The sequence below is a fragment of the Elusimicrobiota bacterium genome (assembly GCA_016180815.1).
Classification (GTDB): Bacteria; Elusimicrobiota; Elusimicrobia; order JACQPE01; family JACQPE01; genus JACPAN01.
Map to the genome: position 1 here is coordinate 30,745 of JACPAN010000006.1, position 21,755 is coordinate 52,499.

General features: G+C 50.0%; 22 protein-coding genes. 12 read left to right on the forward strand and 10 right to left on the reverse strand.

The genetic code is table 11. From position 1 onward, the window contains the following. Window positions 1-2 precede the first annotated feature (2 nt). The 12 genes from HYT79_02610 (at window position 3) to HYT79_02665 (ending at window position 14,863) form a co-directional block, all read left to right on the forward strand. A complete protein-coding gene (locus HYT79_02610; protein MBI2069466.1) occupies window positions 3-2,885 on the forward strand; it encodes a DEAD/DEAH box helicase in 2,883 nt (960 codons plus the stop codon). After that, complete coding sequence (locus HYT79_02615) at window positions 2,882-4,834, forward strand: site-specific DNA-methyltransferase (GenBank protein ID MBI2069467.1); 1,953 nt, start codon at window positions 2,882-2,884, stop codon at window positions 4,832-4,834. The genes HYT79_02610 and HYT79_02615 overlap by 4 nt, the downstream gene beginning before the upstream one ends. A 13-nt stretch (window positions 4,835-4,847) precedes the next feature. After that, complete coding sequence (locus HYT79_02620; protein ID MBI2069468.1) at window positions 4,848-7,826, forward strand: DEAD/DEAH box helicase family protein; 2,979 nt, start codon at window positions 4,848-4,850, stop codon at window positions 7,824-7,826. Window positions 7,827-7,849: 23 nt separating this feature from the next. Beyond that, a complete protein-coding gene (locus tag HYT79_02625; protein MBI2069469.1) occupies window positions 7,850-9,637 on the forward strand; it encodes an AAA family ATPase in 1,788 nt (595 codons plus the stop codon). After that, window positions 9,634-11,367 (forward strand): ATP-dependent helicase, encoded by a 1,734-nt coding sequence (locus HYT79_02630; GenBank protein MBI2069470.1) that lies wholly within the window; start codon window positions 9,634-9,636, stop codon window positions 11,365-11,367. Before HYT79_02625 ends, HYT79_02630 begins: the two co-directional genes overlap by 4 nt. 1 nt (window position 11,368) lies before the next feature. Further along, entirely contained in the window at window positions 11,369-12,043 is a 675-nt protein-coding gene (locus HYT79_02635; GenBank protein ID MBI2069471.1) for an SOS response-associated peptidase, read from the forward strand. 147 nt (window positions 12,044-12,190) lie between these two features. After that, window positions 12,191-12,736: a PD-(D/E)XK nuclease family protein gene (locus HYT79_02640; protein MBI2069472.1), complete on the forward strand. Its 546-nt coding sequence runs from the start codon at window positions 12,191-12,193 to the stop codon at window positions 12,734-12,736. Between the two features lie 19 nt (window positions 12,737-12,755). After that, entirely contained in the window at window positions 12,756-13,022 is a 267-nt protein-coding gene (locus HYT79_02645; protein MBI2069473.1) for a DUF423 domain-containing protein, read from the forward strand. A 5-nt stretch (window positions 13,023-13,027) separates the two neighbouring features. After that, window positions 13,028-13,324 (forward strand): hypothetical protein, encoded by a 297-nt coding sequence (locus HYT79_02650; protein MBI2069474.1) that lies wholly within the window; start codon window positions 13,028-13,030, stop codon window positions 13,322-13,324. Continuing rightward, the gene (locus HYT79_02655; GenBank protein ID MBI2069475.1) at window positions 13,324-13,908 is read left to right on the forward strand and encodes a DNA-3-methyladenine glycosylase I; all 585 of its coding nucleotides are present in this window, start codon (window positions 13,324-13,326) and stop codon (window positions 13,906-13,908) included. The genes HYT79_02650 and HYT79_02655 overlap by 1 nt, the downstream gene beginning before the upstream one ends. A gap of 29 nt (window positions 13,909-13,937) precedes the next feature. Then, window positions 13,938-14,219, forward strand: coding sequence for a GIY-YIG nuclease family protein (locus tag HYT79_02660; protein ID MBI2069476.1), 282 nt, complete (start codon window positions 13,938-13,940; stop codon window positions 14,217-14,219). Then, window positions 14,216-14,863: a hypothetical protein gene (locus tag HYT79_02665; protein ID MBI2069477.1), complete on the forward strand. Its 648-nt coding sequence runs from the start codon at window positions 14,216-14,218 to the stop codon at window positions 14,861-14,863. Before HYT79_02660 ends, HYT79_02665 begins: the two co-directional genes overlap by 4 nt. 78 nt (window positions 14,864-14,941) lie before the next feature. Here the strand turns inward: HYT79_02665 and HYT79_02670 are convergent, their stop codons facing one another. The 10 genes from HYT79_02670 to HYT79_02715 form a co-directional block, all read right to left on the reverse strand. Next, a complete protein-coding gene (locus HYT79_02670) occupies window positions 14,942-16,969 on the reverse strand; it encodes a cation:proton antiporter (protein ID MBI2069478.1) in 2,028 nt (675 codons plus the stop codon). Window positions 16,970-17,053: 84 nt separating this feature from the next. Further along, window positions 17,054-17,974: a tyrosine recombinase gene (locus HYT79_02675; GenBank protein MBI2069479.1), complete on the reverse strand. Its 921-nt coding sequence runs from the start codon at window positions 17,972-17,974 to the stop codon at window positions 17,054-17,056. A 485-nt stretch (window positions 17,975-18,459) separates the two neighbouring features. Then, entirely contained in the window at window positions 18,460-18,654 is a 195-nt protein-coding gene (locus tag HYT79_02680; protein MBI2069480.1) for a hypothetical protein, read from the reverse strand. After that, complete coding sequence (locus HYT79_02685; GenBank protein MBI2069481.1) at window positions 18,641-19,174, reverse strand: hypothetical protein; 534 nt, start codon at window positions 19,172-19,174, stop codon at window positions 18,641-18,643. The genes HYT79_02680 and HYT79_02685 overlap by 14 nt, the downstream gene beginning before the upstream one ends. Next, window positions 19,171-19,371, reverse strand: coding sequence for a hypothetical protein (locus HYT79_02690; GenBank protein ID MBI2069482.1), 201 nt, complete (start codon window positions 19,369-19,371; stop codon window positions 19,171-19,173). Before HYT79_02690 ends, HYT79_02685 begins: the two co-directional genes overlap by 4 nt. A 135-nt stretch (window positions 19,372-19,506) precedes the next feature. Further along, entirely contained in the window at window positions 19,507-19,761 is a 255-nt protein-coding gene (locus HYT79_02695; protein ID MBI2069483.1) for a hypothetical protein, read from the reverse strand. Next, entirely contained in the window at window positions 19,758-19,982 is a 225-nt protein-coding gene (locus HYT79_02700; GenBank protein ID MBI2069484.1) for a hypothetical protein, read from the reverse strand. Before HYT79_02700 ends, HYT79_02695 begins: the two co-directional genes overlap by 4 nt. After that, entirely contained in the window at window positions 19,979-20,233 is a 255-nt protein-coding gene (locus HYT79_02705) for a hypothetical protein (GenBank protein MBI2069485.1), read from the reverse strand. Before HYT79_02705 ends, HYT79_02700 begins: the two co-directional genes overlap by 4 nt. 1 nt (window position 20,234) lies before the next feature. Next, window positions 20,235-20,420 carry a hypothetical protein gene (locus HYT79_02710; protein MBI2069486.1) on the reverse strand — a complete coding sequence of 62 codons (186 nt, stop codon included), beginning with the start codon at window positions 20,418-20,420 and terminating at the stop codon, window positions 20,235-20,237. 139 nt (window positions 20,421-20,559) lie between these two features. Beyond that, window positions 20,560-20,799 carry a hypothetical protein gene (locus HYT79_02715; protein ID MBI2069487.1) on the reverse strand — a complete coding sequence of 80 codons (240 nt, stop codon included), beginning with the start codon at window positions 20,797-20,799 and terminating at the stop codon, window positions 20,560-20,562. Window positions 20,800-21,755: the final 956 nt, after the last annotated feature.

Here is a 21,755-nt window from a genome sequence, read left to right on the forward strand (position 1 = left end):
ACATGACCGCATACCATGCCAAATATTTTGCTCATGAGCTTACGCGGCGGTGCCCTTCAGATAGCGTAGAAAAATTGACATCTGTCCTTTCGGATGCGCAGGTGGATTTGAATCCACATCAAATTGAGGCCGCGCTGTTCGCATTTTCCAATCCTTTTTCTCGTGGAGCCATTTTGGCGGATGAGGTTGGACTGGGCAAAACCATTGAGGCCGGGCTGCTGCTTTCTCAAAAGTGGGCTGAACGTAAACGGCGGCTCTTGGTAATCGTACCGGCAAACCTACGCAAACAATGGAGCCAGGAGCTTGCTGACAAATTTTACCTACCTTCGATAATTCTAGAAAATCGAAACTTCAACGAAATTATTCGAGCCGGCGATCTTAATCCCTTCAAGCAGGACAAGGTTGTCCTTTGCTCATATCACTTTGCTCGCGCCAAAGAGCCTTATCTGCGACAGGTTAGGTGGGATTTGGTGGTTATTGATGAGGCGCACCGACTGCGAAATGTATACAAGGCATCCAGCAAGATCGCCACTGCCATTAAACAAGCCGTTGCCCCTTTCCCCAAGGTCCTCTTAACCGCGACGCCTCTTCAAAATTCCCTCTTAGAGCTCTATGGAATGGTGAGCATCATTGATGATTACGCGTTTGGAGATATCAAAAGTTTCCGTACTCAATTTACCCGCCTAGGAAATGACGGTGATTTTATGGAATTGAAGGACCGTCTCAAACCTTTATGTAAGCGCACGCTACGCAAGCAGGTCTTAGAATACATCAAATACACAAATCGTCACGCCTTAGTTCAGGAATTCGTGCCCACTCCCGAAGAACAACGACTTTATGACCTGGTTTCTGATTATCTGCAGCAGCCTTCACTTTATGCTTTGCCAGCCAGCCAGCGCCAGTTGGTAACGCTTATCTTACGCAAGCTGCTGGCTTCTTCTACCTATGCCATCACTGGAACTTTAGAAGGACTCGCGCGCAAATTAGACGCGGCCGCGGCCGCGGCAGAGCAGGTTAATGATATCCCAGAGGATCTTCCTGAAAACTGGGAAGAAGTGGACGCGCTTGCGGAGGAGTGGAGCGAGGATGATGAAAACCAAGAACGTCCAAGTGAGCGCACCAAGCTAACGCCCGAACAGCTGGCTGAGATGCGGAAGGAAACAGCCAAATTGCGAGAATTTCATACATTGGCGAAATCAATCATTAAGAATTCCAAGGGAGAGGTTCTTTTAACTGCGTTGCGGCGCGGGCTTCAAGCGGCAGGCGAAGTCCAGAAAGACAGCGCCGGAACCAAGCTTCAGCAGAAAGCGGTCATCTTTACCGAATCCCGCCGGACCCAAGAGTATTTATTCAACATCCTTGAACAAACTGAATTCACGGGTAAAATTCTTCTGTTTAACGGCAGCAATAACGATTCTCGTTCAAAGGAAATTTACCGGCAATGGCTCGAAAAACACGCAGGCACAGATCGCATTAGCGGCTCTCCCAGCGCCGATTTACGCGCGGCGCTTGTCGAACACTTTAGGGATAACGCCGTAATTCTTATAGCCACGGAGGCCGCCGCCGAAGGAGTCAATCTGCAGTTCTGCAATCTCGTTGTGAATTACGATTTGCCCTGGAACCCCCAGCGCATTGAACAGCGGATTGGCCGTTGTCACCGCTATGGACAGAAGTTTGATGTTGTGGTGGTAAACTTTTTGAATAAAAACAATGCGGCCGATCAGCGTGTGTACCAACTGCTGGACGAAAAGTTTCGCCTCTTTAACGGCGTATTCGGCACGAGCGATGAGGTGTTGGGGGCTGTGGAATCTGGCGTGGATTTTGAAAAACGTATTGCCGCGATTTACCAAAAATGCCGCACTAAAGAACAAATACAATTTGAATTCGATCAATTGCAACGGGAGCTTGATTCCGAAATTGTCGAAGGACAGCGGGATGCCCGTGAAAAACTCCTCAATAATTTTGACCGCGAAGTCGTGGAAAAGGTGCGGATCAAAAGCCAGGATTATTTAGACCGCTTCCAGGAGCAGATTTGGCGGCTTACCCGGCACCTGCTTGCGCCTTATGCCCGCTTTGATGAACAGGAATATAGCTTCATGCTGGAGCGCAATCCATTCCCAGGCGAGACTATACACCCCGGTCCCTACCGCATGGGCAAGGGCGTGGAAGATGTGAACACTTACCGCGTAGGCCACCCCTTGGCGCAGCGTTTATTGGAACAAGCGAAAGCGTTACCCGTGGAATCAGGCGAGGTTGTCTTCCGATTGGAGGATGCCGGGAAAAAAATTACGGTTCTCGAGGCGTTGGCTGGGAAAGCCGGGTGGCTTATATGTGACCGATTGAGCGTGAGCGCCATTGAAACCGAAGATCACCTTATTCTGGCTGGCATTACGGATGACAGCGCTCCATTGGAGGGTGTTCAGTGCCGACGGCTCTTTGATCTCCCCGGCGAAGAGAAGGCGGCCGGCTCATCTCCCGATTCACTGTTGAAAACTCTCAAAAAAGCGGCCTCTGGGCAAGCTCAAGTAATTTTGGAAGAAGCATCCAGAAAAAACGGCCAATGGTTCGAAATCGAAATAGACAAACTGGACCGTTGGGCTGAAGATAAGCGCACCATCCTTAAAACAGCCATTGATGAGCTGGATGAAAAAATTAAAGAAACTAAAAAGGCGGCCCGGCTTGCGCCCAATCTGCCGGAGAAAATTGAACGCCAGCGGGAGTTGCGTCAACTAGAAGGAAAGCGCAACGAAGCTTGGAAAACTTTTGACGTGGCTTCGCGTGAGATCGAGCAACGGAAAGATGAACTACTTGATGAAGTTGGCCGCCGCCTTACACAGAAAACAGATCAAGAAAATTTATTTGTCTTACGATGGAGGCTTGCATGATTAAGAATAAACTCAAAGGAGATGTTGCCGTGGAACCTGAAAAATTCGACCTTCGTTCTCATGCAGTTGCTGAAAATAAACAGAAGGAGCTGTTGCGGCTATTCCCAGAGATACAAACAGAGGGCGGCAAGATTGATTTTGAACGCCTGAAACTCACTTTAGGGGAATCGGTGGACGTGGGAAAGGAGCGTTACGGCATGAACTGGCCGGGCAAGGCTGAGTGCTTTAAGACTCTCCAGGCGCCGAGCCTCGGCACGCTACGACCTTGCCGCGAGGAAAGCGTCAATTTCGATACGACAGAAAACCTCATTATCGAAGGTGATAATCTTGAAGTGCTCAAGCTCCTTCAGAAGTCCTATCTGGGTAAAATCAAGATGATTTATATAGACCCTCCTTACAATACAGGTAACGATTTCATCTACCCCGACAACTACACCGAATCTCTACAGACCTACCTGGAGTACACCGGACAGGTAGACGCGGAGGGTAGAAAGTTCGGCACCAACACCGACGCTGACGGGCGCTTCCACTCGAAGTGGCTAAACATGATGTATCCGAGACTGTATCTAGCGAGGAATCTATTGCGGGAAGATGGGGTAATCTTTATCAGCATCGACGACAATGAGGTTGATGCGCTTAAAACTGTGACGAAAGAACTGTTTGGAGAGGAGAACTTTGTAGCACAAGTCGTCGTGCAGACGAATCCTCGCGGACGGACGCTCGATCAATACCTTGCCAAGACGTTTGAATATGTTGTTGTCTTTGCAAAGTCGATTGATGCCGAGTCGTTGTACCAGGTCCCGAAGAGCGAGGCGGCACTATCGGAATACGACAAAACAGACACGGACGGGCAGTACCGCGAGCTGGAGCTCCGTAACCGCAACCCTGTTTTCACGCGGGCGAATCGACCCAATCTCTGGTTCCCGCTGTATATTGATCCAAAGTCTGGCACGGTGTCGCTCAAGCGTAACGTCACGCATACTGCTGAAGCGTTACCCAGGAACTCGCAGGGCGAGGATGGCTGCTGGACATGGGGTCAGAAGAAAGTGGAAGAGAATCTAACTCTTCTTGTTGGTCGACAGGTAGCCAGCGGTGCCTGGCGAGTGTTCAGAAAAGACTACATTCCGACTGACGGGGCGACGACGAAAGAAAAGTCCTTGTGGCTTGACAAGAATCTGAACCACGAGAATGGGAAAGAAGAACTTGGACAGATCTTCGGAAAGACGCCCTTCGATTTCCCCAAGTCCAGCGCGCTTGTTCAGAAGGCTGCGACGTTGGCCACGTTGCAAGATGGGCACGATATTGTCCTCGACTTTTTTGCTGGTTCCGGCACAGCGGCCCACGCCGTCCTCAACCTCAACAAACAGGATGGCGGCAACCGCAAGTTCATCCTTGTGCAGCTTCCCGAGCCCACGGAACGTAAAGACTACCCTACAATAGCTGAGATTACTAAGGAACGTGTTCGTCGGGTCATCAAAAAGCTCAACGATGAGGATGCGGGTAAACTTGATGTGGCGAATACTGCCAAGCAAGACCGGGGGTTCCGCGTCTTCAAGCTTGCCGAATCAAATTTCAAGCCTTGGAATGCCGATATACCACATGATGGGAAGGTCTTGGAAAACGAGCTCGAATTGTATGTAAACCATATTTGCGAAGGTCGCACATCTGAAGATATCCTACATGAGATTCTGCTTAAAAGCGGCTTTCCGCTTACTACAAAGGTCGAAATACTGAAACTTGCAGGCAAGGCGGTGCACAGCGTGGCAGATGGTGCCCTCTTTATTTGTTTAGAGCGTAAACTCACCTTGGAATTGATTCGGGCAATGGCAGATAAAAAACCCGAACGAATCGTGTGCTTAGATGAAGGATTTGCGGGTAACGACCAGCTCAAAGCTAACGCCGTTCAGGTTTTTCGAACCAAGGGCGTGACGAGCTTTAGGACCGTGTAGAAGTTTTGACGACATGAAATTACAGTTTGATGCCAATCAGGCATTTCAGCTTGATGCCGTAGCCGCCATAACATCTCTTTTCGACGGCCAGCCGCAGGGCGCGCCAGAGTACGCTGTTATTAAGATGGGAGACTTAGGAATTCTCTTTGAAGGGCAACAGCGCACGGAGCTTGGGGTTGGGAATCGGTTGCTACTGGCAGAGGAAAAACTCCTTTCAAATACTCGTGCGATTCAGACGCATAACGACATAGAAATAAACGACCCAAAAGTGCCTCTGGAAGCATGGGATGTTTTTGATAGTTCCATCAACCAAGCGCGGCGTTGCCCTCATTTTTCGGTTGAGATGGAGACAGGAACAGGAAAGACATACGTTTATCTCCGGACCATATTTGAGCTATCCCGGCGCTATGGCTTCCAGAAATTTATCATCGTGGTGCCAAGCGTGGCCATCCGAGAGGGAGTGCTTAAAAATATCGAGATTACGGCCGAGCATTTCCGCACCCTGTATAACAATATCCCTTTTGAGCATTTCGTCTACGACGCGAAAAAAGTCAACCGCCTGCGTCAATTTGCCACGAGCAATACATTACAGATTTTGATCATCAATATTGATGCTTTCCGTAAAAATTTTACCGGCACCGAGGAGGAGCGTAAAAGCAACGTCATTTACAAAGAAAGCGACAAGCTCTCTGGCCGCCAGCCTATTGAGTTTGTTCAAGCCGCGCGTCCCATCGTCATCATCGATGAGCCTCAGAGCGTGGATAGTACGGATAAGGCTCAAGAGGCAATAAAGGCGTTAAACCCTCTTTGCACTTTACGCTATTCGGCCACGCATATAAATCCTTACAACCTGGTCTACCGGCTTGATCCCATTCGCGCTTTTGAGCTTAAGCTGGTCAAACAGATTGTGGTAGCCAGCGCTGCGGCCCAAGGAGCGGCCAATGATGCTTTTGTGCGGGTTGAAAAAGTTGATTATAAAAATGGAATCAAAGCTAAACTCCGCATCCATGTGCAAACGTCTGAAGGGCCAAAGGAGAAGATGGTTACAGTCAAAAATGGCGCAGACCTATTTGTGCTCTCAAATGAACGCGCCAATTACGCCCAAGGATATTCGATTACGGAAATTAACGCCGAGCCAGGCAACGAGTGCGTTCGCTTTATCAACGGTAAGACCCTGCGTCTCGGTCAAGAAATAGGCGGACTGCGCGATGACGTCTGGCGCGCTCAAATCAAACACACCATCAAGCGCCACTTGGAAAAGGAACACCAACTCCAGGCGCGAGGAATTAAGGTTTTAAGTCTTTTCTTTGTTGACCGGGTTTCCAATTATCGTGATTATGACGATTCAGGAAAACCAGTTAAGGGCAAGTTTGCAGAAACATTTGAAGCTGAACTGGCAGCGTTGGCCAGGGAGGATCGCTTCCGTGGCCTAGCCTGGCTCAAGGAGCCGATGGATAAACTCCACAATGGATACTTTGCTCAAGATAGAAAAGGGGTCCTGAAAGACACGAGCGGCGACACTCAGGCAGATGATGCGGTTTATAACTTGATCATGAAAGATAAAGAGCGGCTTCTTTCTTTGGATGAGCCCTTACGTTTTATTTTTAGCCATTCGGCGCTGCGGGAGGGCTGGGACAATCCCAATGTATTCCAGATTTGCACCTTAAATGAAACCAGAAGCGCGCTTAAAAAGCGTCAAGAGATCGGCCGTGGACTTCGATTGCCGGTAGATCAAAATGGCTTGCGAGTATTTGATGAATCGGTTAACAAGCTCTATGTAATGGCGAATGAAAGCTACGAGGATTTTGCCCGCACATTACAGGAAGAATATGAGGAGGATTGCGGCGTTACCTTTGGCAAAGTGCCGATAACCGCGTTTGCGAAACTAATCCATGTCGTAGATGGAAAAGAACAGCCGGTCGGCCGCCAGGCCGCGGAATCTATCTGTGAATCCTTGGTACAACAGAAAATGCTTGATGATGCTGGCCGGATCCAGCCGGCGTTTGATCCCAAGAAAAAGGATTTTAAGCTAGAGCTGCCTAAAGAACACAGGGAACTTACGCCAGCCGTTATAGATTTACTGTCTGCCTATCAAATCGAGCGTCATATCCGTCAAGAACGGGATGAGGGGTCAAATCGCCTCAAGAAAGAAGTCACGCTTACTCCCGAATTTCAAGAGCTCTGGAACCGCATTAAACCGAAGACAACATACCGTGTCGAGTTTGCCACCGAGACGTTGGTCCAGCGCGCGGTGGATGGGTTAAAACGCATGGAACCGATTGAGAAGCCACGCATTAGGGTCAGCGCTGGACAGCTGGACTTAAAAAAAGGCGGCGTGACCGCTACGGCTTCTAGCGTGGCAGAGGAACGCGCTGACTACGGCAGCCGCCCCGTTCCTGATTTGTTGGCCTACCTACAAAATGAAACGGAGCTTACGCGGTCAACACTTGTGCGAATCCTGAATAGTTCTGGCAGGCTTCCAGAATTTTTCAACAACCCCCAACGATTCATGGACGCCGTCGCCAACGTGCTTAAGTACGAACTCCATCGTCTGCTGGTGGATGGCATTAAATATGACCGCATTGACGGCAACGGCTCGGAAGCTGAATGGGAAATGCTGCTTTTTAAGAATGAAGAACTCATTAACTATCTGACGGCCATCCAGGTCAATAATTCGGTGTATGAATATGTGGTTTACGATGCGGAAATAGAACGTGAATTCGCTCGCCAACTAGATTCTCGTGAAGACATTAAGTTATTCGTGAAGCTGCCAAACTGGTTTAAGATTGACACGCCACTAGGCACATACAATCCTGATTGGGCTATCGTCAAACAAGATTCCGATACGCTATACCTGGTGCGCGAAACTAAAGCGAACCGAGATTATCTAAGACTGCGAACCAGCGAGGCCGACAAGGTCCGTTGCGGCCAGCGCCACTTTGAGGCCCTCGGAGTCCCCTTCGCAGTCGCCGTCTCGGCAGATGAGGTATGACTCAAGATTTGTCGATTTGAATAATGATTATTCGCAATTTCAAGATCGAAAATTTTAGAGGAATTTACCGCGCAGACCTTAATTTTACCAAGCACAACCTATTTGTTGGACCAAATAGCGTTGGAAAGTCAACGATCTTAGAATCTTTGGATTTGCTTTTAGGACCAGAACGCCTACGCAGTCCCGACGCAATTAACGAACACGATTTTTATCGTAGTAAGTATCTGGACGCCGAAAAGAAACCAATCGAGATCAAAATCGAATGCGTATTCATCGCCCTGACCAAAAGGGAAAAAACTACATTTTTTAGCCACCTTGAGTTTTGGAATAAAAATGAAAACCGACTACTCAGTTCCTCGGAAGTTTCACCAGAAGAAACCGATGAAGAAGCGATTGAGCCGGCTTTGAGGATAGCTTTCAGGGGGAGGTACGACCCCGAAGAAGATGAATTTATAGCCACAACGTATTTTTCACATCCGCCTGTTGAATCGCACGAAGAGCCTGAATTGGTTACCAGCAAGCATAAGCGTGAATTCGGTTTCTTGTTTTTGAGGTCATTGCGAACAGGCGCCCGAGCCCTCACGCTAGAAAGAGGGTCGTTATTGGATATCGTCCTCCAATTGAAAGAAGTGCGCCCAGGAACTTGGGAGCGCGTGCTCGACGTCTTAAGAAAGATTGGCCCGACTTTAGATCAAGACGCCGATTTTAGGTCAATATTGAATTCAATCGAGAATCAAGTCAATCACTACATTCCCATTAAACGGGCAGGCAAGGCGTCAGAGTTCCAAGTTACGAAATTGACACGGGAAAGCTTGCGAAAAACAGCGTCCCTTTTCGTGGCGTCGCGCACGAATGATACTTTGGTTCCTTTTCAAAATATCGGCCACGGTGCAGCGAATGTTTTTGTATTGGCACTGTTAACCTTCATTGCGGATCTTAAGGCTGAGAACGACCATAACGTTATTTTTGCGATGGAGGAGCCTGAAATTGCACTGCCCCCTTATACGCAGAGAAAGATCGTTGAACAGCTCAAGAAAAAAAGCAACCAATGCCTTTTTACAAGCCATTCCCCTTATGTCGCCGAATCGTTCATTCCTAATGATTTATTCGTGATTCAGCGAGATGGAACGGACACTCTCCGCGCTTCTCCTATCCCAGAAAATTCAACCATTAAACAAAAAACTCTCCATCGAGAATTTCGGATCCGATTTGCCGAAGGATTATTGAGTAAAGGAATTCTTGCCGTAGAGGGGCCTTCCGACCAGTCCGCTCTTGTCATTGCTTCAAGAAAAATGAGCGAGGCGGATCCGTCATATTCCTCGCCTGACGTGTTGGGAATTGCGGTAATTGAAGTCGGAGGCGACGGAAGCCTTCCCAAGTTCGGCTCTTTTTTTAAGTCTTTGGGAATAAAATCATTCGCCTTCTACGACAATCAGAAGGACGCAAATCATAAGCAGGAGATTCAATCAGCTTTTGATATCGCAAAGGACCATCAGTGTGCGGGAATTGAAGAATTAATTTGTGGAGAATTACCCCTGGGGGTTATCAATCAGTTTTTAACTGAGTGCCAAAGTTGGTCAGATTATCCCCAACATATTTCTATTCCTCAAGCGTCCTCGGAAGAAGAGAAAAGAAAACTTGTGACTGAAATTCTGAAGGCCAGGAAAGGGGCAGGATACACGGCGAGGTTGCTTGATCTCGTCCCCCCAGAAAATTTACCAACACAAATCTGTGAATTTCTAAAGGAAATTGAAACGTTTGTGAACAATTCCGAATCCGCTGCACCGGACGATTCTCCATTGGAGCTATGAAACTCTCTGCGGGACAGCAGCAAGTTATTGAAAGCAACAAGGATTTGCTGGTTTTGGGTAGCCCGGGCGCAGGAAAAACAACGGTGGGATTATTGAAGGCTCGCCATCGGGTAGCCAACGGTCTTGAAGATCATCAGAGAGTTCTTTTCTTGAGCTTTTCAAACAGTGCTGTTTATCAAATTCAAAATGCCGCCGATATTAGTTTATCGTTGCAAGATCGGAAAAAACTTCAAGTTCGCACCTTTCATTCGCTGTGTTTTGAATTACTGAAATGTTACGGCGGTCTCCTTGGGGCAAAACTTCCCATCGGTATTTTCCCGCCAGAAGATGAAAACATTAATGATAATCAAGATATGCGACGTGTTGCCAGAGAAACTGGGATGGTCACCTTTAATTTGCTAGTGGTCTTCGCCAAGGAACTGCTGGGGCGGTCCCGATCCATAGCTGAAGTTTTTAGACACAAATATCCACTGGTCATTGTGGACGAATTCCAGGACACCGATGACACGGAATGGGACTTGATTAACACCATGACACAAGGGGGCCAATTGGTCTGTTTGGCGGACCCACACCAACGCATCTACGATTTCCGTCCTGGTGTAACTGAAAAAAGAATCGAGATTCTTCGGCAGACAAGAAACCCCCACGTAATTGATCTTGCTGGGGATAATTTCAGAAGCCCCCAAAGCACCGTGTCACAGATCGCTTCTTATGTGCTTGATCCTTCGGTGCGGGTGACGATGAATGGAAACGTGCTTTTTAATACTTACCAGTATCAAAATCAATGTGGGGTTGTGTTGAAGAGGGCCGTGGTTGACCTGGAGAAAAAAATAGCGCAAGACAATGGTATTCCCAGGCCCTCGGTAGCGATAGTGGCCGCCAGCAATGATACCGTCCAGATAATCTCCGATTGGTTGTCTAAAAAAACACCAACGGCAAATTTCGTGTTACGTCATGATATTTTGGTGGATGACAATGCCTTAATGCATTCCTGGAAGACGCTGGCGCGCTTTATGGAATTTGCCGGTGGCGACGGGATAAATTCCAAGATAGCCGCTCTTATGCAAACAATGGCAGATTTCTATAAATACAGAAATTCGAAATCAGCTAATCAACAAGCCGATAAGCTACTTCGGTGGAGTTCAATGTTAAATACTGGGCAAATCCCGCGAGCTACCCAAACGCCCAAAAAAATAACGGACTGCTTGAATAAAATTGGCTCCATACCCTGGTCAGGCAATCCCACAGAAGATGTTGATAGAACATTGCAAGCCTTATCTCAATGCAAAGACAGCTATCTCTCGCCCATTACCCAGTACATCAGATTTAAGCCGCCGTGCCGGATGGGAGACAAGATTACTGGAAAAGTATCCGAGTTTTATAAGGATAATCGTGGCTATTTGGGCATGCTTGATCCTTTCAGGAGATGGTTAGTCCAAGATCGGATTGCGGACCGTTTCAAAAAACCTTTCGGCCGCATCCTTATGACCATGCATAAATGCAAGGGGCGCGAGTATGACGGTATGGTAATTTTTGATGGACTTTATGATCCTCACAGAATTACTCTCCGAGGAGATCGTCAGCCCTACTGGAACAGCCGTAGAGTTTTACGAGTGGCAATTTCACGAGCAAGGCATAAGGTAGCCGTGGTTTACCCAAAAAACAATCCTTCGCCTGTATTATCATTCTTATTGCCTCAAGCATCTTCGAATCTAGCAGTTGTCAATTAAAATGTGCGGACGCTATTCCCAAACCGCTGACATTGAGGAATTGGCGGATCATTTTTGTTTTGAAGATGAGAAGATAAATTTTAAACCCAGGTACAACATCGCTCCCGGCCAGGAAGCGCCCATCGTGATCTGGGAGGAAATCAAGCTTTGCAAGCATACTCGTTGGGGTCTTGTTCCCTTCTGGGCCAGGGAGGAGGCCGTCGGCTACAAGATGATCAATGCCCGGGCGGAAACGCTCACGCAGAAATCAACCTTCAAGAAGTCCTTTGAGCGTAAGCGCTGCTTGGTTTTGGCGGATGGTTTTTACGAATGGCGCAAGATCGACGGCATCAAGAGAAAAATTCCCATGCGAATTATGCTCAAAAACAAGGAGCCTTTCGCATTCGCCGGCCTTTGGGACGTCTGGAAGAAACCGGATGGCAGCGAGCTTCGTTCGTTCACGATAATCACCACCGAACCCAACGATTTTATGCGCCCCATCCACAATCGGATGCCGGTTATCTTGCGGCAAAAAGATGAGGAGATGTGGTTAGATCCGGACCTAAAAGATACCTCGAAACTTCTGCCATTGCTGGCACCTTATTCGTCGAAGGAAATGGGTGCGTACGAAGTCTCGACCATTGTGAATTCGCCGCAGAACGACGATCCACAGTGTATTGTTCCCGTGAAGGTATAAACGGCAATGAAATCCGGGGCGTCCTTGAGGCACCTCTTATCGCCCAGCACGCTCAATCTTTTCCGAGATTGCGCGCGCTGTTTTTGGATGGAGAAGGTCAAGAGCATTAAACGGCCTCGCGGCATTTTTCCATCCTTGCCAGGAGGCATGGATCGCGTGATCAAAATCTACATGGACGGCTTCCGCTTGAAGAACACTCTTCCCCAAGAATTCGCCAAGGGAAATTTTGACGGCATTGGCCTTTTCCCAGACCAAGCAAAGCTGGATAAGTGGCGCAACTGGAGGACTGGGCTAAGATACGAGGATCGGAAATCGGGTTCGGTGTTAAGCGGAGCCCTTGATGACCTGTTGGTCAAAGACGGCCTATATATACCCTTCGATTACAAGACAAAGGGGTCGCCGACCACCGAAGAGGCCGCAACGCTTTATTACCAAAACCAGATAGATTGCTACGCCCTGCTTCTAAAAGAAAACAGTCTACCGCCGGCCGATTTCGCTTACCTGCTTTACTATTCGCCCAAGACCGTAAAGGAAAACGGACAAGTTCATTTTGAAATCCAACCCATAAGGCTATCGGCGGATCCGGAGCGCGCCAGGGAAACGTTTCGCGCGGCCATTGCATTGCTCAATCAAAGCGAGCCATCTGCTAACCACGGCTGCGAATATTGCTCGTGGTTTCTTAAAAAAACATGAGCGCGGCTTGTCCCCGGAGATGCTGGCGGTGTTTGAGACGGGGGTTAAATACCACCTGATCCATGCTCTTGCCCTGTTGATTATAGCCTGGATTGCTGCCCAATATCCCTATCTCTTAATCCGTTTATCTGGATGGCTGTTTTTTGCGGGAGTCTTGATTTTTTCGGCAAGCCTTTATCTTCTGGCAACCACCGGCGTCAAGGCTTGGGGAGCGGTCACCCCAATCGGCGGCCTTCTGCTTTTGGCAGGCTGGCTCTCTTTGGCCATAGGAATCGCCAAGGGATGAATCTGATGGACAATCTACCCGCCCAATATCATCCAGAGCCTGAGGTTATTGAACCTGAAGTTGTCGGCTATGAGAAAAAACCATCCTGGTGGACGCGGTTTAAGTCCCGGGCGTTGCTTAGCCTAATGATTGGGATTGCTGGTCTTATTTTGAGCGCCGTTGGCGCCTTGTTGACCATTTCCATCATCGGAGCCGCCATCGGTATTCCGCTTTTACTGCTTGGAATCGGAGCCATTGTCATGGCCGGGTATTTATTCCTTGGCGGTGGTAATTTTAGGGTAATCAGTCTTAGGAGCCGCTAATGAGTACGCATGCGCCGGCAAAAATCAAGCGTTGCCCCTGGCCAGCGAATGACGAGCTTATGTTGCGTTACCACGACCAGGAGTGGGGCGTGCCAGTTTATGAGGACCGGAAAATTTTCGAATATTTAATTTTGGAGGCGTTCCAGGCCGGGCTCTCTTGGAAAACAGTGCTCTACAAGCGGCAAAATTTCCGTAAGGCATTCGCTAATTTTGATTTCAACAAAGTGGCGCGCTTTACGGCGCGCGAAGAGGCGCGGCTGGTCCAAGACGCGGGCATCATCCGCAACCGGGCTAAAATCAGCGCCGCCATTCATAATGCAAGCCGCTTTATCGAAGTACGCAAGGAATTCGGCGCGTTTTCCAAATACATGTGGTCTTGGGTCAAAGAAAATACCATTGTCCACAAATTGCGCACGCTCAAAGATTATCCCGTCAGCATCCCTGAGGCCCAGACCTGGGCCAAGGATATGAAGGCGAGAGGATTCAAATTTTTAGGGCCGACGGTCGTGTATGCCCACATGCAGGCCGTGGGCATGGTCAATGACCACACCGTGGATTGTTTCCGGCGGAACTCGAACGTATGACTGCCAAATACATCAAGATGATCCGGGGTATGAAGAAAGGCCGCAAGCGGGAGTGGTCGGTCTATGTTCTTCGTTGCGGGGACGGCACGCTTTACACGGGAATCGCCAAGGACGTGGACGCACGCATCAAACAGCACGGCAAAGGCAAAGGGGCCGCTTACACGCGCACCCATTTACCGGTGGAGCTGGTTTACAGGGAAAATAGCCTGACCCGGTCCCAGGCTTTGATTCGAGAGGCTAAGATCAAGAGGCTGCCGCGGCCCAAGAAGAAAGAGCTTGTCGCCTATACGGGCTACGCGCCAGAGAAATGACGATTAAAGATTTCCAAGCCGAGCAGAACAAAACGCTGAATTCCCCGCGAAGATCATACGGCCTTTTAGCCAAGATGTTGTTTATAGGTATGGATATTGTTTACGGCCGAACCCGGACGCTTTCTAAATTCAAAGTGCTTGAGGTCATCGCGCGCGTTCCCTATCAATCCTGGGAGCATGTGGCCTACATCGCCATGACCCATACCTACGGCACGCCCGGCTTTGCCCGTCGCATCTTTGAATTCGTCAAGGAATCGCGCGACCAGCAGGATAACGAGCAGTGGCACCTGTTGATCCTGGAAGAGATAACGCAGAAAAAAGGCATCCGCGAGAATTTCTTTCTCTACCGCCTCTTGCCCCAGTTTATCGCTTTCTTTTACTACCACGTAAGCTGGCTGCTCTACGTGATGAAGCCGGCCTGGAGCTATTCACTTAACGCGGACTTTGAGGACCACGCCGAACATGAATACATGGAGTTCGTAAAAGAGAATCCTCCTCTTGAGGCCGAGCCTTTCGACAGCGATTTTAAGCAGGACTACGGGGACTTTAAGTCAGTCGCCGATCTATTCCGTAACATTGGCCTTGACGAGCGGTTGCATAAGAATGAGAGTCTCAATCGCATTCAGAAGGCCAGGTTTTTCTAGCACGCTGGGCCCCTGTGGGGCCCCGGCTGGCACCCGAAGCACTGCGTAGGATGCTAGACGGCAAGCGGATTGTCCGAATTAGCCCAGCAGTTCTTTGGCTTTCTGCCTTTGTTCGGCATTTCCCAAAAGAACAAGAACGTCATTGGGCAATAATTCTAGATCCGCTTCAGGATTGGCGATATGCGTTCCTTGGCTGTAGATGGCGACGATGCTGGCTCCTGTTTTCTCCCTGACGCCGATAGCTTTGATCGTTTTTCCTACCACCGAGGAATTTTTTGAAAGAACCACCTGCTCCGTCAAATCATAGAAGAGCGATTTTTCACCAGCCATCATCAAGATGGCTTGGCGCGTAGGCTCGCTGGTGGCCAAGCCCAGGATTTCATCCAGTAGTTTTTCCAACCGCTCCTTGGCTCGCTCGATTGGGCTTCTCATGAGGTAGGTCGAAACTGTCATGACCAAGGCAACAGCCATTAGCTGATAGAGAGATGTTAAAAAGGAAGCAGAGATCAACAAGAGAATCAGTCCCAATAGGCACATGGTGATTAAGTGGAGGATGTTGTAGAAAAGGCGAATGTCCAGATACTTAAGAATCCTGGAAGGCTCTCTTGCGGCAAGTCCGCGAGTCACCAAAAGAAGAATAAGGTGGTTGGCGTATTTGGAGATCGCCGCGAACAGAGGCAACAGCAAAACGGCAGAAGCCAGCCAAAGCGCAAATAGAGCCACTACCAGGCTTCCTTCCGGACCGATAGAAATTTCCAGGGCTTTGGAAACAATCTGAAGACCAAAAAGAATTCCCAAAAGAGCCGTTCCATAGACGATCAACCGAATCAAGTAGCGCGAGAGAATGGCCGTCTCCGGGGAAGATATTTTTTCCCGCTGGAGCTTGTCGACCCAGGCTTGATAGCACTCCAAGCCTGACTGAACCCGGGCTGGCATTATTTTCATCAGGTTTTCTACCAAAGGCTCGGCGTTGCGGATTAAATAGGGAGTGAATAAGGCGGTGAGCGAGGAAACAGCTATGGCAAGAGGGTAAAGGAAAGGGCTTGTGATTTTGTGCGTTGCGCCAAGGCTCGCAATGACAAAGGAAAATTCCCCGATCTGCGCCAAGCTTACTCCGATCTTAAACGATGTTTTAAGATCATGGCCCGCAAGAAAAGAACCGATTGCGCCGCTGGCCGCTTTGCCCAGAAGCGTGGCCAGGGTTACGGCCAAAATTGGCCACCTGTAATCCCAGAGCATCCGTGGTTCAATGAGCATTCCGGCGGAGACAAAAAAGAGGGCGCTAAACATGTCCCTGATGGGGCCAATCCACTCCTCAATCTGGAATATCTCTTTGGAGGCGGCGATGATGGCTCCCGTTAAAAAGGCTCCCAGGGCGATTGAGAATCCGAATCGGGCTGCAAGCAAAGCGCCCCCAAGACATAGTCCCAACGTCACGATGCCCATCGCCTCGCGGTTTTTGAAGCGGCCCACCCATTGCAAGAAACGGGGAACGATCATGAGTCCCAGAGTTAAGAACAGAACCACGAAGAAACCAACCTTAAGCAAGGCAGAGATAGCGGTGGCCGGCCCGTTGCCAGTTTGGTAGCCGAGGCCGGAAAGAATAGAAAGAATGGCCACGGCCACAATATCCTCTAGGATGAGAATGCCGAACACCGTCTGCGCCACCTCAGCCTTCATCATGTTTAGATCCATGAAGACCTTGATAATAATTGTGGTGCTGCTGATGGAAAGAATGGCGCCTAGAAAAATGCTGTCCATGCGGCTCCAGCCAAAAAATTGCCCAAGCTCAAAGCCGATCCAAAGCATGCCCAGTATCTCCAGGGTGGCTGCCAGAGCTGCCCGCAAACCTACTTTGCGTAATTTGGGCAAATTAAACTCAAGACCCAGAGCGAACATCAGGAAGACCAAGCCCAGTTCTGCCATCGTATGAATGCTGCCTAAGTCTTGAACCAGGGCAAAAGGAGGTGTATGTGGGCCGATGATTAAGCCGGCCAACAGATAGCCTATAACGGCCGGTTGCTTAAGCCGATGACACAAAAGAGTCATGGCCGCAGCAATGGCCATGACAATGGCGATGTCTTGAAGAAGATAGGTGCCGATCATAATTTTTTAGAGCCTAATCAATATATACCAGTTTAATAGATAAAGTGAAAATTTTCGTCGGCTTGTTTTGTTTTCGCTCAGTGTTTAGAATCTTGGATGCGCCTTCTCGCAGGCGCGGCGAAGAAACTCCGGCGAGACATGCGCGTACCGTTGTATCGTTGTGGAGAGATTCGAGTGGCCCAACATCTCTTGGATTACCCGGATCGAGGCCCCACCCTCAAGCATTGCCGTCGCGGCGCTGTGCCGAACGACGTGCGGCGTTACTCGCCCGGGGATGCCACTCCGGCGCGCCATTCTTTTCAATTGCCACCAAAAACCACCACGGGTTAGCCCCTGGCCCCTCGAATTAAGAAACAGGGTATCCTGGGGTAGGGAAAACCGCTTCGTTCGCGCCTCCAGGTAGCGAAGGAGGGCGTCCTTGGCCTTATTCCCAAAGGGTACGCAGCGCTCACGACCCCCTTTGCCCAATACGCGGAGCCAGCCTTCTTCGAGATTGACCTGGTCAATCTTTAGGCCAATCAGCTCCGATACCCTTACCCCGGTGGCATACATCGTTTCCAGCATGGCATGGTTTCGGATCGCATTAAACTTGACGCCGGGATTGCTCAATAATTTTTCGATTTCCACAACGCTTAGGGGCTCCGGCAGGCGCTGTTTGAATTTGGGCAGTCGCATACCAGCGGTGGGGTCTGTAGCGGCGTGGCTTTCGGAACGTAAAAAACGGTGAAACTGCCGGATGGCTATGGCCAGGCCAAAGAGACTGGTATCTTTTAGCCCGGCGGCCTTTTGATTCTCAAGGTAAGCCAGAATGTCCTCGCGTGTCGATGACCCAGCCTCTCGGTATCTAGCATCCAGGAACCGTAGGTAGCCGCGGAGGTGATATTGATATGTGTTCCAGGTGGCCGGGGATAATCCCCTCTCCACCTGGAGATGGCGAATAAATTCTTTAAGCAAATTATCCGAGTTCATGGTTACCTTTTGCCCAACGAAGAGCTGCCGCATCAATTGTTTTAGCCCCGCGCCTCTGGGCTTGGCGAATCTTGTAGGCCACATAACCCTTTGCCCTATTAAGGGATTTCCTTGGAACCGGTATCCCTGCTTCCCGCATACGGTCAAAGGCCCATCGTTCGGCTTCAAACTCCTCCACATGACGGGGTTTCCGTTTGGGCTTTGGAGCTATGGCTATTTGGGCTGGAATAAGGCCAACCGTGGGCAACGTGGGCCCAAACTGGGGCGTTGTGTTTGCCCTAACGTGTCCTAAGGCGATGTGGGCGCACTCGTGCAAAAAGATATGGAGAGATCGCCTGGTGACCGGACGCGGTGCCGCAATAACCTGAGGGCTATAGGTTCGGCCCGATAGGGTCTTTCTGATTCGGATGACCCGTATGGATGCGGGCGTGTTGGCCAGCGCCGCCTCGGCGCAGGCTGTCCGCATTCGTTGTTTGGCTTCTTTGAGCTTGGCAATAGAATCCATGTGGCATGCCTCCCAGTTAGGATTGGACCTTTTGGATCCGATAAAGCCTGTCGAGGCAGTATTCCTCAATCAGCTTGTTGGCGGCTTCCTTGCCATCTGCCTGGGCCACCGCCAGCAACGCCATCGAGCAGACGTTGTGCGAATAGGGGCCGTCCTGTTTAATGGCCTGCTCGATTTTCTTTCTGGCCCACTGAATTTTAACGCTTTCCACCGTCTCCCTCCTTGCAGAGATTGCAATTTACCTTGGAGCCTGTATGCTCAGAGTCTGGTCCATGCCGTCCGCGTATTATCTGCGTGACCTTGACCCGCTTCTTGTCATCCTTTAGAACCTGCCAGCCTTTTCTTTTGAACGACACCATGCGGGCCCGACAGTTAGCCCCCAGGTCCTTATTTTTGCCAAGGTCCCCAGCATTCTTGGCTAGTTCGGCCACAATCTCCTTGACCGTATGGCCGCCGCTGATCAAATAGGGATCAATGAGGGCGGCCAGAGATTCCGTTTTCTGCTTGGAGCCCTTCGCTCCCTTACCATTTGTTCTAAGATGGACGCGAGCAATACTGGTGATTTTCTTCTCATCGTAGGGTTGGAGTTCGTAATCCTTGGGCACATCGACTTGGTTGCCGGTGGTCAAGAGTTTGACCAGGATTTTGTCGCCCTTCGCGCCAACCACAACAATGGGAACACCCGTCTTGGAAAGATATTTCTTTCCGACTTCAGCTTTTTCTGCGTTCATGGTTTGCACCTCCGGTATGTGACATTACCCTTCTCATCAACCCTGCCCACCGCCTCCCATTTGCCTTGGATTACGCGATGAACCAGCCGCGAGTAGAGGACAAGAACCTCGCGCCCTTCGGTTTTCTCAAGGGCCTCGAGCGCGTTATAGTCTTTGACTTCTTCCATGCATGACCCGCTGGCGCTCGAAGTATTCATGGGTGCCGTGGTCTAATCCGCGCCTAACGGCCTCCTTTACCTCGTCCCGCTTGTAGCCAAGTTCAAGAGCCCTGATGATTTGGTCGGCAACCAGATCGGTCAGGATTACATCCAGGACATCCTCTTTGGGCAATTTCATCGGCGCACCCCCTTCGCGCATTGCAGCAAGGCCAGAAGTTTCGTGCGAGCCTGATTGGAGAGGGTCGTGTCCGCCAGGTATTCATGGCCTTGGTGCAGGACCAAGGCGATTTCGCCATTGGCATTCACCACAGCGTCCAAGCGGCTGCTGATTCTGTAGGTGCGCTCGTCCTTGATTCTTTTTTGATCTTCAGGGTCAAGGTAATTTTGCCAGTCGGTGCGCTGGATCGCTTTGAGTAGTTTCCTTTTCATCGCGCCTCCTCTCGTTGCACCACGGCAACGGTCCGAATATGAGCGTCGCGCACCTTACGCACCCACACGCTTGCGATATGCGGGTGCTTGTCCAGGATGGCCTGCGCCGCCTGTTTGCCATCCCGCGGCGAGTTATACCACCGTTCGGTTTCCGGCAGGTCGATGCCATCGCCGGCCGCGGTGAAACTGCATAGTTGGATTTCCGCGTCTTTGAAGGTCATGTCCGCCTCCCCCGCCATTCGAGTTCAAGTTTTTTAACCACGGATTCGATATCACCCTTAATCCGTTTTCTCAAAGGCGTGACCTGCGTCTCGGGTAGCTCGTCCTCAACCGCGATGTTGTCCCACTGCACAAATACCCGGCGCTCGCCCTCGCGTGTTGCAGTGCGGACCACGGTGCCCGTGAACTGGCCTCCCCATTTCGCGTCGCGCACCCGGTCTCCCTTTCTCAGGCCTTTTTGTTTGGCTTTCATCTTATTTGCCCTCGACTGCCAAGTATTCCGGCGGCATTGCTTCCCGGATCAGTCCTTTGATTTTTTTGGCAGCCTCCCAGGTTATGTCGAGCCTGTGGGCCAACTCGTCTGTGGGGAGGTCGTGAACCTCCTGTTTTAGCTCCATCATCAATGTTCTCGTATCCTCTTTTCTTTTTAGCTTCGCCATCTTTTTATGCCCTCCTTTTGCCTATCTTTGCCCTGTCAGTCAGGACAGTTACAGCGACTTCGTAAAAGAAGCAAGGGGGGTCCGAAGCAACCCCCGGATGAGTGGGCTTCGAATCCGAGGGTGCTTCGGTGGGGTTGTTTCAGGCCTTGGCGGCGGGATCTTTAAGGTAGCCCTCGTTGACCAAGCGGGCTGATATTGCTTCAAGACCCAGGCGATAAAAGCTGATTCCCTTCTCAGCCTTTAGTTTTTTGGCCGCCTCAAGTATGGGAGCCGTGATTCTGATCGCCCTAACGATCGGCCGATCTTCGGGTTTGGCGTTCTGGCCATTACCATTCTTAGCCTCACTTTTGACTTTTGGACTTTTCTTACTCTGTGGCATTGGTTTATTAACCTCCTTGTGATTTGCGATAGAACTTGTAGCCCCGCTTCTTTAGATTTTTGACCAGGCATTGCCAGCAGGAACGCCGGAGATCGCGGCGCAGAAAATAATTAAAGCCATTCCAGTCGAGAGTGCCATCCGCATATACCTGGATGGAAAATTCATTCAGCAGTAGGGGCTTCCTATTTTTAGGTTGTTTTCCTACGGGCGGTTTCTTTGTCATATCGGTCAAGGCGTATTGATTGCCTTGGCCTGAAGGACTCTACCTTCTAAGTTGGGGAAGTCAAGCGAAAACGGCGGGTTGGGTTTTGCGGTTTAGGCTGAGGAGCCGCTCAAACTTTTTGACCTGAAAATCCTGGTCTTGGATTTTGGTCAACGGCCTAAGACTACGTTCGGTAAGAGGGCCCATCCGAACGGATGGGAGCAGGGCCAAGATATGCTTCTGGATGGCGGGGGCTAGGTTCAGCAGACTCAGGACGCGGGTCAGGTAGGAGGGGCTAAAGCCTTGCTTTCTGGCCAGAGTGTCCCTTGTTAGGCCGGGGGTTTTATCCAACCTGTTCTTGAGCTCGTAAGCCAGCTTCAAAAGTCCTTGGATTTTGGGCAGTCGCGGCTGTCTATATCGGCGCTGTTTACCCCTGATTGCCCGGGCTTCCTCTGGGAGCAAGATTTGCCGTTTACCATTTGCCCCGTTAACTGCCCCAAAGTCGGCATTATCCCGATAAACCCAGGTTGGCAGACTATCTGAAGGATGAAATTCCTCAATAAAACGTCTTATTTGGTCAAGGGCGGTTTGTTTAGTGTCGGATTCGGGCAGAAGTTTTGAAAAGCGCTGATTTGTAACGGATTTCAAATGAGAACTCTAACGGTATTAGAAAAACCGTCGAGAAATTAAAAAATGAGAGAAAAAAATAGAACGGCCAGGGCGGCGAAATGTCCAAGTGGGCAAGGCGAAAAGA

What these genes read in the sequence shown, in the direction of transcription:
- HYT79_02610 (MBI2069466.1), top strand. Translation starts at nt 3, where the DNA reads ATGACCGCATACCATGCCAAATATTTTGCTCATGAGCTTACGCGGCGG.
- HYT79_02615 (MBI2069467.1), top strand. Translation starts at nt 2,882, where the DNA reads ATGATTAAGAATAAACTCAAAGGAGATGTTGCCGTGGAACCTGAAAAA.
- HYT79_02620 (MBI2069468.1), top strand. Translation starts at nt 4,848, where the DNA reads ATGAAATTACAGTTTGATGCCAATCAGGCATTTCAGCTTGATGCCGTA.
- HYT79_02625 (MBI2069469.1), top strand. Translation starts at nt 7,850, where the DNA reads ATGATTATTCGCAATTTCAAGATCGAAAATTTTAGAGGAATTTACCGC.
- HYT79_02630 (MBI2069470.1), top strand. Translation starts at nt 9,634, where the DNA reads ATGAAACTCTCTGCGGGACAGCAGCAAGTTATTGAAAGCAACAAGGAT.
- HYT79_02635 (MBI2069471.1), top strand. Translation starts at nt 11,369, where the DNA reads ATGTGCGGACGCTATTCCCAAACCGCTGACATTGAGGAATTGGCGGAT.
- HYT79_02640 (MBI2069472.1), top strand. Translation starts at nt 12,191, where the DNA reads ATGGATCGCGTGATCAAAATCTACATGGACGGCTTCCGCTTGAAGAAC.
- HYT79_02645 (MBI2069473.1), top strand. Translation starts at nt 12,756, where the DNA reads ATGCTGGCGGTGTTTGAGACGGGGGTTAAATACCACCTGATCCATGCT.
- HYT79_02650 (MBI2069474.1), top strand. Translation starts at nt 13,028, where the DNA reads ATGGACAATCTACCCGCCCAATATCATCCAGAGCCTGAGGTTATTGAA.
- HYT79_02655 (MBI2069475.1), top strand. Translation starts at nt 13,324, where the DNA reads ATGAGTACGCATGCGCCGGCAAAAATCAAGCGTTGCCCCTGGCCAGCG.
- HYT79_02660 (MBI2069476.1), top strand. Translation starts at nt 13,938, where the DNA reads ATGAAGAAAGGCCGCAAGCGGGAGTGGTCGGTCTATGTTCTTCGTTGC.
- HYT79_02665 (MBI2069477.1), top strand. Translation starts at nt 14,216, where the DNA reads ATGACGATTAAAGATTTCCAAGCCGAGCAGAACAAAACGCTGAATTCC.
- HYT79_02670 (MBI2069478.1), bottom strand. Translation starts at nt 16,969, where the DNA reads ATGATCGGCACCTATCTTCTTCAAGACATCGCCATTGTCATGGCCATT.
- HYT79_02685 (MBI2069481.1), bottom strand. Translation starts at nt 19,174, where the DNA reads ATGAACGCAGAAAAAGCTGAAGTCGGAAAGAAATATCTTTCCAAGACG.
- HYT79_02690 (MBI2069482.1), bottom strand. Translation starts at nt 19,371, where the DNA reads ATGAATACTTCGAGCGCCAGCGGGTCATGCATGGAAGAAGTCAAAGAC.
- HYT79_02695 (MBI2069483.1), bottom strand. Translation starts at nt 19,761, where the DNA reads ATGAAAAGGAAACTACTCAAAGCGATCCAGCGCACCGACTGGCAAAAT.
- HYT79_02700 (MBI2069484.1), bottom strand. Translation starts at nt 19,982, where the DNA reads ATGACCTTCAAAGACGCGGAAATCCAACTATGCAGTTTCACCGCGGCC.
- HYT79_02705 (MBI2069485.1), bottom strand. Translation starts at nt 20,233, where the DNA reads ATGAAAGCCAAACAAAAAGGCCTGAGAAAGGGAGACCGGGTGCGCGAC.
- HYT79_02710 (MBI2069486.1), bottom strand. Translation starts at nt 20,420, where the DNA reads ATGGCGAAGCTAAAAAGAAAAGAGGATACGAGAACATTGATGATGGAG.
- HYT79_02715 (MBI2069487.1), bottom strand. Translation starts at nt 20,799, where the DNA reads ATGCCACAGAGTAAGAAAAGTCCAAAAGTCAAAAGTGAGGCTAAGAAT.